At 69.1% G+C, this 9,972-nt stretch carries 10 protein-coding genes and 1 tRNA gene; 4 read left to right on the top strand and 7 right to left on the bottom strand.

Features of this window, described 5'->3' with window-relative positions; genetic code table 11:
* The first annotated feature begins 83 nt into the window (after positions 1-83).
* Positions 84-159: transfer RNA gene (locus tag E1289_RS21525), tRNA-Ala, on the top strand.
* Between the two features lie 49 nt (positions 160-208).
* Here E1289_RS21525 and E1289_RS21520 read toward each other — a convergent pair.
* Together E1289_RS21520 and E1289_RS38305 are read right to left on the bottom strand one after the other, a co-directional pair.
* Positions 209-475, bottom strand: a complete 267-nt coding sequence (locus E1289_RS21520; protein ID WP_243713029.1) for a hypothetical protein — start codon at positions 473-475, stop codon at positions 209-211.
* Between the two features lie 98 nt (positions 476-573).
* The gene (locus E1289_RS38305) at positions 574-714 is read right to left on the bottom strand and encodes a hypothetical protein (RefSeq protein ID WP_165970568.1); all 141 of its coding nucleotides are present in this window, start codon (positions 712-714) and stop codon (positions 574-576) included.
* A 106-nt stretch (positions 715-820) separates the two neighbouring features.
* On the opposite strand from E1289_RS38305, the gene E1289_RS21515 reads away from it, so the two are divergent.
* Positions 821-1,939, top strand: coding sequence for an IS630 family transposase (locus E1289_RS21515; RefSeq protein WP_131982903.1), 1,119 nt, complete (start codon positions 821-823; stop codon positions 1,937-1,939).
* Positions 1,940-2,301: 362 nt separating this feature from the next.
* Here the strand turns inward: E1289_RS21515 and E1289_RS21510 are convergent, their stop codons facing one another.
* Positions 2,302-2,685 (bottom strand): DoxX family protein, encoded by a 384-nt coding sequence (locus E1289_RS21510; RefSeq protein ID WP_131982901.1) that lies wholly within the window; start codon positions 2,683-2,685, stop codon positions 2,302-2,304.
* 323 nt (positions 2,686-3,008) lie between these two features.
* Here E1289_RS21510 and E1289_RS21505 point away from each other — a divergent pair, with 323 nt between their 5' ends.
* The gene (locus E1289_RS21505; protein WP_243713027.1) at positions 3,009-3,872 is read left to right on the top strand and encodes an inositol monophosphatase family protein; all 864 of its coding nucleotides are present in this window, start codon (positions 3,009-3,011) and stop codon (positions 3,870-3,872) included.
* Positions 3,873-4,213: 341 nt separating this feature from the next.
* On the opposite strand, the gene E1289_RS21500 is transcribed toward E1289_RS21505, so the two are convergent.
* Positions 4,214-4,540, bottom strand: a complete 327-nt coding sequence (locus tag E1289_RS21500) for a hypothetical protein (protein WP_131982897.1) — start codon at positions 4,538-4,540, stop codon at positions 4,214-4,216.
* A 407-nt stretch (positions 4,541-4,947) separates the two neighbouring features.
* Here E1289_RS21500 and E1289_RS21495 point away from each other — a divergent pair, with 407 nt between their 5' ends.
* Positions 4,948-5,535 carry a hypothetical protein gene (locus E1289_RS21495; protein ID WP_165970567.1) on the top strand — a complete coding sequence of 196 codons (588 nt, stop codon included), beginning with the start codon at positions 4,948-4,950 and terminating at the stop codon, positions 5,533-5,535.
* 23 nt (positions 5,536-5,558) lie between these two features.
* Here E1289_RS21495 and cydC read toward each other — a convergent pair whose 3' ends face one another.
* Genes cydC through cydB form a run of 3 tightly spaced genes read right to left on the bottom strand, consistent with a single transcriptional unit; the run spans position 5,559 to position 9,960 of the window.
* On the bottom strand, positions 5,559-7,298 hold the full coding sequence (cydC, locus tag E1289_RS39085) for a thiol reductant ABC exporter subunit CydC (protein ID WP_207929073.1): 1,740 nt from the start codon (positions 7,296-7,298) through the stop codon (positions 5,559-5,561).
* Positions 7,295-8,950, bottom strand: a complete 1,656-nt coding sequence (cydD, locus tag E1289_RS39080) for a thiol reductant ABC exporter subunit CydD (protein WP_207929072.1) — start codon at positions 8,948-8,950, stop codon at positions 7,295-7,297. Before cydD ends, cydC begins: the two co-directional genes overlap by 4 nt.
* Positions 8,947-9,960: a cytochrome d ubiquinol oxidase subunit II gene (cydB, locus tag E1289_RS21485; protein WP_131982893.1), complete on the bottom strand. Its 1,014-nt coding sequence runs from the start codon at positions 9,958-9,960 to the stop codon at positions 8,947-8,949. Before cydB ends, cydD begins: the two co-directional genes overlap by 4 nt.
* Positions 9,961-9,972 lie beyond the last annotated feature (12 nt).

The following is a 9,972-nucleotide window of genomic DNA, read 5'->3' as shown; positions in this document are numbered from 1 at the left end:
ACCGCCCTCCCCGACCTCCTCCTCCCGGCCCCCGCCGGTGACACGTTGACCGCCGACCACCGGTAGGCTTGTCCCCGCCGCACGGGGCCTTAGCTCAGTTGGTAGAGCACCGGCTTTGCAAGCCGGGTGTCAGGGGTTCGAATCCCCTAGGCTCCACCAGCGAAAGAGCCCAGGTCAGAACCGAAGTTCCGGCCTGGGCTCTCGTCGCTTACGATCTCTTCTTCCGCTTCCGTGCCCGTTGCGTGCCCGATCGCTTCTTCCCCTTGAGTTCAGCCTTGGCCATGGCGCTTAGGGGGTCGGCGATCTCGCGGTGCCGCTCGTCCGTCGCGTGCAGGTAGATCATGGCCGCGCGGTCACTCGCATGGCCCATGCGCTCTTTGCGTTCAGGGAGCGTCGCGCCTGCGATCGCTGCGAGGGTGTTCCCGGTGTGGCGCAGGTCGTGAAACCGCACGTCCTTGAGTTCCGCCTTGTTCAAGGCCCGCACCCCAATTACGCCGGAAGTTCGCCCGGCGGAGCAGCGGCGCCTTTAGCACCGACGAAGATCAGCCCCTCGTCGCAGACCGATGCGGACAGTCAGCTTGCCGCCGGGGCCGTGTCGCCGCTCGACCAGGCGGCCTCGAAGGCCTGCACGGTAATGCGCTCCAGTCCCCACGCCTCCGGCTTGATCTCGCCCTCGGCCAGGAACCCGTGCTCGTCCTCTAGTGCGGTGACCACGAACGTTCACCGGGTTGGGTGACACGCCGGGCAGGGTCCGGGACGGGCAGGTTGATCGGCTTCACCCTCGTTGACGACAGGTCGTTATCGAGGGAGGGGCGGGCTGGTGGCAGAGCCGGTCAGAGCACGGCGGTTGACCCAGGACGAGGGGCGCCGGCTGCAGCAGATCATCCGGCGGGGCAAACACGAGTCGATCCGGGTCCGCCGGGCGATGATCGTCCAGGCGTCGGCGGCGGGGACGCCGGCCCCGGCGATCGCCCGCCTGGTCGCCGCGCACGAGGACACCGTCCGGGACGTGATCCACGACTTCAACCAGCGAGGGCTGGCCTGCCTGGACCCTGACTGGGCGGGAGGCCGTCCCCGCCTGATCAGCGATGATGACATCGCGTTCATCATCGAGACGGCCCGAACGCGCCCGGCCAAGCTCGGGCGTCCGTTCACCTGCTGGAGCGTCCGCAAACTCGCCGACCACCTCGCCGACCGCAGCGAACGGAAGATCCAGATCGGGCGTGAGCGGCTGCGGCAACTCCTGCACGCCCATGGGGTCACCTTCCAGCGCACCCGCACCTGGAAGACCTCCAACGACCCCGACTTCGAGACCAAGCTGGACCGGATCGAGGAGGTCACGACCCGGTTCACCGACCGGTGCTTCGCCTTCGACCAGTTCGGGCCGCTGTCGATCCGGCCCTGCCACGGCACCGGCTGGGCCGAGCAGGGCAGGCCGGACCGGTTGCCGGGGACCTACCGCCGCACCCACGGCGTCCGGTACTTCCACGGCTGCTACTCGCTGGGCGATGACACCCTGTGGGGCGTCACCCGCCGCGGCAAGAGCGGCGCCAACACCCTGGCGGCGCTGAAGTCGATCCGCGCCGCACGCCCGGACGGCGCCCCGATCTACGTGATCTGCGACAACCTGTCGGCCAACAAGACCCCGCAGATCAGAGCGTGGGCGGCCCGCAACAACGTCGAACTGTGCCTGACCCCCACCTACGCCTCGTGGGCCAACCCGATCGAGGCGCAGTTCGGGCCACTGCGCACCTTCGTCATGGGCAACTCCAACCACCCCAACCACACCGTGCTGGCGTGGGAGATCCAGGCCTACCTGCGCTGGCGCAACGCCAACGCCCGCCACCCCGACGTGCTGGCCGCCCAACGCCGCGAACGCGCCCGAGTCCGCAGCGAACGCCAGCAACGCTGGGGACGCCCCCGACCCAAAGCCGCCTGACAAGACCCGGTGAACGTTCGTGGTCACCGCACTAGGTGATCCCAGCCATACCGCAGCACCCTGCCGGTGTCTTCCAGCTCTATATGGCGAATCGCCCAGTGCACCCCGTGGTCGATGACCGTCTCGAACAGATAGGCCCGGTCATCTACCTCAGCATGCCGACCACGCCAGTGGTGAGTCTTTCGACCCGACTCGGCCAGTGCCCGAATCACCGGGCCGCGCTGGTCCCTCATTGCCGACCGCTGTTCAGCGACTCTGTCGTCAGAGGTGTCGCGGGTAGTGGGTCGCAGCCGGCGCCGCGCCCGTCGACGTCTCCGAGCGCCGTTGCCATCCGAATCAACTCCCGGTGGTCCTGCCGTCGGTCAGCCGTTGAAGGACTCGGGGCCGAAGCGGCCCCACGCCACGAAGACAGCCATGACAAGGTAGATCAGATCGGGGACGATCGTCTTCCGTTCGCCACGCCGGAGGCGCATGGTCACCGCACCGGTGAACAACAACACCGCACCGGAAGCGGCCACCGGCACCAGAAATGGTGCGATGTCGAGCGCGGCGGGCAGTATCAGGCCGGCCGCGCCCGCGAGTTCCAGGGCTCCGATGGCCTTGAGGGCGGCGGGGCTGAAGTCTTGCACCCATCGCGAGTGCTCCCCCAGCATCCCGGCCTTCTCCTTCGACACGATCAGCTTGGCGCTGCCTGCCAACAGGACGACGGCCAGCAGCCCGGCAACGATCCATAGTGCGACGTTCATACGGCGTCCCTTACGGCCGATTCCAGATGCAGTCGCGTGCCGCGCGGTCATCCGCGCGGCGTCGACGAACACAAGACACCGGCGACCCGACCCCTGTGACACCCGTGGTCATGTGACATTCGCCATGGATACGGGCCACTACGCAAGCGGCTGTCGCCCGGGGTTCGAGACCGGCTGTCGGTTGCCGTGTACGACGAGACGATCCGGATTCAACATCGCGCTCGTCAACGGCAGGCTATGTGTGCACAGCTCCAACTACCGAATGCCCGCGGAGTCGATTCGCCGATGTTCCTCGTCGAGCGCACTCGACCGGCGGGGGCCCGATGGGACGTCCGAAGAGATCTTCACCGCGCTATGGGACGAGGCCGAATCGTATGAGCGACGTACCGGCGGCACTACTACCCGTCGCACTCCGGGCAGCGGAGATGGCCGGCGACCTGGTGCGCACACGCGCCCCCGGCCTTGTCACCGCCAAAGGTGACCGCGACATGGCCAGCGAGGTCGACTACGCCGTGGAACGCGCAGTCCTTGACCATCTCAGAGAGCGAACTCCCGACATCGCCGTACTCGGAGAGGAAGACGGCGTCACCGGAGACACCGCCGGAGAACTCCTCTGGGTCATCGATCCGGTCGACGGCACCGCCAACTTCGTCCGCAACATCCCGCTCTGCGGCGTCTCCATCGGCCTCGTAGAACGGGGCCGCCCAATCGTGGGCGTCATCGACCTACCGTTTCTAGGCACCCGCTACCACGCAGCCCAGCACACCGGTGCCTACCTCGGAGGCCGCCGCATCCGAACCAGCATGACCACCGACCTTGAAGACGCCATCGTTGCCGTCGGGGACTACGCCGTGGGCGAGGGAGCCGAAGCCAAGAACCGCCAACGCATCGCGCTCACCGAACACCTGGCAGCCAACGTCCAACGTGTCCGCATGCTCGGCCCAGCGGTCATAGACCTGGCGTGGGTCGCCGAAGGCAAGCTGGACGCCAGCATCACACTTTCAAACAAGCCCTGGGACTCAGCCGCAGGCGTCATCATCGCCCGCGAAGCCGGGGCCAAGGTCATCGACCATGACGGCACAGAGCACGAGTACACATCGTCCTCCACCATCGCCGCAGCACCCACGGTGGCCAAGAAGATCGTCACCCTGATCGGCGATTCGGGAAAGGGTTTGACTCACGATTGAGGCGCTTAAGCGGGTCAATAGGCAGGGGGTCAGGGGCGTCTTGGTGGCTTCTTGGCGTACCGTGCGATGTCGATTATGGCTCCGAGGATGATTCCCGCTACGGCGCCCATGAGGCCGGTGCCGATTGCGCTGTCGCCGGATTCATAGCTGTTTCCGAACCATCCCCAGGTCGCTCCGAGGGCTGCGCCAACGAGTAACCCGACCAGCCATCCGAACCTCACCCGCATGAAGTCACCTTCAAGGACCGACGACAACTCCCCGCAATCATTCATAGAACGTCGGTCTGTGTCGAGTCGGACCTGCCATGGGGGCGCGTCCGTAACCGGTCGCTGCCCAGGAGCTTAGGGGCGTGCCGGCGGAGGGTGGTGAGTCAGGGCGACGATGGCGTCCACTGTCGTTAGTGGGATGAGTAGGGCGGCGTCCCAGGTTTCGTCGTCCTGGCCGATCAGGAGGGCCGCATGGTCGTCTTCGGTCAGTGACCAGAAGACTGGGGTGCCTGCGCAGATGCCCGCTTGTAGGGAGCGTCGGTTGGGCCAGGTCGCCTCGCGGATTTCGCTTAGGCGGGATAGGTCCTTGAGGGGTGCCCAGATGTGTACCTCCCATGATTCGGTCTGCAGTATCAGCAGCGGGGTTGGGCCGGCGTCCAGGTCCAGGGTCACTTCGACCATCTGGGGATGGTTCCACAGGGGTGGACGCCTGTGTGCAGGATTTCCTTTTCGTGGGTCGGGTGAGGGGGGAGGGTGGGTGTATGTGGTTGCTGCTGGTCGCCGGGTTCGTTGTTCTGTTGTTGGGGTTCGGGGTTGTCTACGATCGGCGGCTTCGGCGGCGGGGGCATCGACTTCGGGATGGGGCGGAGTTGATGGGTGAGACACGCGAGAACCGTCGCGACATGCGTGCCTGGTACAGAGGGTCGCAGGGGCACAGCGGAGAGGATCTGTCCTGGACGTCCGATGTGCGCCGTCGCCGCGGTGGTCGGTGATCGAGGCGTGGTGGGCGTAGGTAAGTGTTCATTGTTAGGCATGGCGTTCGGTGTCGTGCTGACGGTGTCCGGTTGTCTGAGAAGGCGGACCGGGACGTGACAGAGCATCTGGCGGCGAGGGACACCGGTGCCGCCGGGCCTTGGCATTACCAGTACCGGGCTTATCCGCCTTCTTCCTCATTCTTTGCGGCGCCCATCGCCGTCGTTACCGGATCCATCATTACTGGATTCTTCGGGGCTGGCTTCCACTGGGTTCTCCTGTGGTATTTGGTGTGCATGGCGCTCGCGTTCTTCTTGGAGGACCGCGTTTCTCGCAGGGTCGTCCTGTCGCCGGACCTTCGTATGTCCGTCCGTGGTCTGGGACGGGACGTGGAGGTCGATGTCAGGCAGATCCAAGAGGTCAGGTTCTCCCCGGTCGCGCGGTTGGTAGGGGGCTCGGCTCGTGTGCACTGGGAGGGAGGTTCGTTCCGGCTCTCAAGTCGCATGCGCTACCTGGCCGGGCCTGCTGACGGTACCGGGCTGCGGCCTGGTCGCTGGTCCGGCGACGGGTTCAGGGATCTGGTGTACCGCCTCTCCCTGGCCAATCCGGGAATGATCGTCCGGGGTGTTCGTCCGCCGTCCTGGGTCTGGGAGCAGCGCGCAGCCATCAACGCCTGGTCGGCTCGACGGCCGCCTTACGCGTGAGGGGCCCGGTGCGGGCGGACTTTCTAGATCGGTTGGGCGGGTTCGGTGGTTCGTTCCCTGTCCCAGAGGGTGCGGTAGGTGCCGGGGCGGGAGAGTAGGGCTTCGTGGGTGCCGCGGTCGGTTATGCGGCCCTCGTCCAGGACGATGATCTCGTCTACGGCGTCCAGGCCGGCTAGGCGGTGGGTTACCAGGAGTGTTGTTCGGCCCTCGGTGGCGGCTAGTAGGTCGGCGGTTAGGGCGTCGGCGGTGGCGATGTCCAGGTGCTCGGCGGGCTCGTCCAGGAGGAGGATCGGGAAGTCGGCAAGGAGGGCGCGGGCCAGGGCTATCCGTTGGCGCTGGCCTCCGGATACCTGGGCGCCGTGTTCGCCGACGTGGGTGTCGAGCCCCTGTGGGAGTGAGTCGACCCAGTCGAGGACGCGAGCGCGGTGTAGGGCGTCACGGATCTCGTGTTCGGTGGCGTCAGGACGGGCCAGGCGGACGTTCTCCCCGATGGTCGAGTCGAACAGGTGGGCATCCTGGGCGCAGAGGCCGATGACCCGGCGGACGTCGTCGCCGTGTAGGGCGCGGAGATCTACGCCGTTGAGGGTCGCCTGGCCGCCTGCCGGTTCCAGGAAGCGGAGCAGGACGGCGGTGAGCGTGGTCTTGCCGGAACCGCTCGGTCCGACGATCGCGCAGCGGCGACCTGGGGTCAGGTCCAGGGAGATGTCGTCGAGCGCGTAGGGGGCCTGGGGTGTCCACCGGGCACGCAGGTTCTTCACCGCGAGGGTGTAGGGCGCCGCAGGCAGTGGTGTGGGGTCGGCAGGGTCGTGCACCGGCTCGGGGCTGTCCAGGACGGCGAAGATCCGGGTAGCCGAACGTCGGACACGCTCCAGGTACTGAGCGGCTAGGGGGAGCCCGGCAACGACCTCGAACGCGGCCAGCGGCAGGAGGACGATCACCGCGAGCAGCACCCCGTCGAGCACGCCCGAGCGGACGGCCGGGACGCCGACCGCGAGGCTGCCCCAGACGGCCAGGCCCCCGGCGAGGGCGGAGAGGGCCGCTCCGGCGCCGGCGGTGGTGGCGGAACGGGCCGAGGCGCGGGTGAAGGCGCGGTCGAGTCGCGTCGCCTCGGCGAGTTGTGCGGGGGCGGCGCCGTAGGCGATGAGTTCGGGGGCGCCCTGGAGCGTGTCGACCACGTGCGAGGTCAGTTCGCCGCGCAGGTCGGTCGTCTGGCGCTCGGCACGCCGCGCCATGGCGGCCGACAGCCAGGGTGCGACGACACCCGCGAGCAGTAGCGCAAGCAGGAGCACGGCCCCGGCGGACGGAAGCAGCGCCCAGGCGAGGCCGACGGACGCGCCCCCGACGACGGCGGCGACCGCGTAGGGCAGAAGCACCCGGAGGAAAAGGTCCTGGACGGCATCGACATCGGCGACGAGCCGGCTGAGGAGGTCCCCCTCACGGAACGAAGGAAGCCCGCCGGGCGCCAGGCGTTCCAGCCGTTCGTACACACGTGCTCGCAGGTCGGCCAGGATGCGGAACGTCGCGTCGTGCCCGACGAGGCGCTCGATGTAGCGGAACACACCGCGTCCTAGCCCGAACGCACGGACGGCCACGATCGCGACCATGAGCATGAGCACCGGCGGATGCTGCGCCGCGCGCGAGATGAGCCACGCCGAGGTCGCCATCAGCCCGACGCCGCTGCCGAGCGCCAGGACCCCGAACACCACGGCGATGAGGAGGCGCCCCCGGGCGGGTCGGGCGAAGCGGAGCAGCCGGAGGATCATGCCGTCACCGCCGCGGGGGTGACGGGGATGACGCGGTCGGCCACGGTGGCGAGGGCGGGGCGGTGCGCGACGAGGAGCACGGTGCGGGTGGCCGCGAGGCGGCGGACGGCGTCGATCACGGTGGCCTCGCTCTCCGCGTCGAGGTTCGAGGTGGGTTCGTCCAGGAGGAGGAGCGGCGCGTCCCGCAGGAAGGCGCGGGCGAGGGCGATGCGCTGCCGCTGGCCGGCGGAGAGGCCGACGCCCCGTTCGCCGAGGGGTGTGTCGAGGCCCCGCGGGAGGGCGTCGATGAACTCCAGCGCGTTCGCGGCTCGGGCGGCGGCTCGGACGTCGGCGTCGGACGCGCCGGGGCGGCCGAGGCGGATGTTGGCGGCGACGGTCCCGGCGAACAGGTGGGGGCGCTGCGGCACCCACGCGATCTGCGCCCGCCAGGTGTCCGGGTCGAGTTCGGTGAGGTCGTCCCAGTCGGCCATGACGCTTCCGGAGTCGGGACGGACGAAGCCGAGGAGCACGGCGAGGACGGTCGACTTGCCCGCACCGCTCGGCCCGGTGAGCGCGACGGTCTCGCCGGGGTGGACGGTGAGGCCGAAGTCGTCCAGGGCGGGGGCGCCGCGTCCGTCGTAGTTGACCGTCACGCCGTCCAGGCGGAGCGTGGCGCGGCCGAGGTCCGGCACGTCGGTGCGCGTGCCGGGGGCGGGCGCCGGTGTCTCGATCACCTCGAAGATCCGCGCGGCGGCGGTGAGGCCCTCGACGCTCGCGTGGTACTGGGCGCCGACCGCCCGCAGCGGGAGGTACGCCTCCGGCGCGAGGATCAGCACGAGCAGCGCGGTCTCCAGGCCCATGCCGCCCTCGACCAGGCGAAGCCCGATGGACACCGCGACCAGGGCGACCGAGATCGTCGACAGCAGTTCCAGGACGAGCGCGGACAGGAACGCGATCCGCAGCGTCGACATGGTGGCGCGCCGGTGCCGGTCGGTGACCTCGCGGATCTTCGCGGCCTGCGCCTTCGCCCGGCCGAAGATCTTCAGGGTGGGCAGCCCGGCGACGACGTCGAGGAAGTGCGCGGCGAGGGCGGACAGCGTCCGCCACTGCCGGTCCATCTTCCGCTGGGTGGTGAGCCCGACGAGGATCGCGAAGATCGGGATGAGCGGCAGCGTCACCGCGATCGTCACGGCGGACAGCCAGTCGCCGAGCAGGATCCGCGCCCCGACGGCGACCGGGACGATCACGGCGAGCACGAGCTGCGGCAGGTACCGGGAGAAGTAGTCGTCGAGCGCGTCGATGCCGCGGGTGGCGAGGGTGGCGAGTTCGCCGCTGCGCTCCCCGGCGAGCCAGCGCGGCCCGAGCCGCAGCGAGTGCGCGAGCAGCCGGCCGCGCAGCTGCGACTTGACCGCGGCGGACGAGCGGTGCGCCGCGACCTCCTGCAGCCACGCGACGAGCGTCCGGCCGGCGACGACGGCGAGCAGGAGCAGCAGCGGGACGCGCAGGTCGGCGAGGGACGCGCCGCCGAGGAACGCCCGGGTGAGCATGTCGGCGAGCAGCGTCGCCTGCGCGATGATCAGCCCGGCGGTGGCGGTGCCGAGCGCCACCGACGACAGGAGGAAGATCCGCGTCGTCCGGGCGTACCTGAGCAGCCGGGGATCGAGGGGTTTCATTTCTTCGCCGGCTCGCGTGCGGGGATGTGGGACGTGCCGATGCGCCTGCGGAACACCCAGTACGTCCAGCCCTGGTAGACCAGCACGATCGGGGTGAACAGCACCGCGACCCACGTCATGATCGTCAGCGTGTAGTGGGTCGAGGAGGCGTTCTCGGTGGTGAGGCTGTTCGCGGCGCCGAGGGTGGACGGCATGACGTCCGGGAAGAGCGCGGTGAACAGGGTGGCGACGGCGAGGACGATGGCGGTTCCGGTGCCGATGAACGCCCAGCCCTCGCGGCCCCGCGCGTTGGCGGCGGCGGCGACGAGCAGTCCGGCGGCGGCGCCCCCGGCGGTCAGCCAGGTCACCGGCTTGCCGTGCTGGAGCTGGGTGATCAGCAGGAAGCTCGCGCCGGCGGCGATGGCCGCGACGACGGCGACGCTCGCGACGCGGCGGGCCTGGATCCGGATGTCCCCGGACGTCTTCAGCGCGAGGAACACCGCCCCGTGCAGGACGAACAGGACCGTCGTGGTGAGCCCGCCGAGCAGCGCGTACGGGTTGAGCAGGTCGGCGAGGGTGCCGGCGAACTCGTGGTCGGCGTCCAGCGGCACGCCGCGCACGATGTTCGCGAACGCGACGCCCCACAGGAACGCCGGGACGAGGCTGCCCCAGAAGATCGCCTTGTCCCAGCGGGCGCGCCACCGGGGGTCGTCGCGCTTGCCGCGGTACTCGAACGCGACCCCGCGGACGATCAACGCGAGCAGGATGGCCAGCAGCGGCAGGTAGAAGCCGCTGAACAGGGTGGCGTACCACTCGGGGAACGCGGCGAAGATGGCGGCGCCGGCGACGATGAACCAGACCTCGTTGCCGTCCCAGACGGGCCCGATGGTGTTGATGACGACGCGGCGTTCGACGTCGTCGCGGCCGAGGACCGGCAGCAGCATCCCGACGCCGAAGTCGAACCCCTCCAGGAAGAAGTAGCTCGTCCACAGGAAGGCGATGATGATGAACCAGACGGTGGTGAGTTCCATGACCGGCGGCCC

Origin of the sequence: Actinomadura sp. 6K520, assembly GCF_004349245.1 — a bacterium.
GTDB lineage: Bacteria > Actinomycetota > Actinomycetes > Streptosporangiales > Streptosporangiaceae > Spirillospora.
Note: the sequence above shows the minus strand (reverse complement) of the source record. Positions and strands in the feature narration are given on the sequence as shown.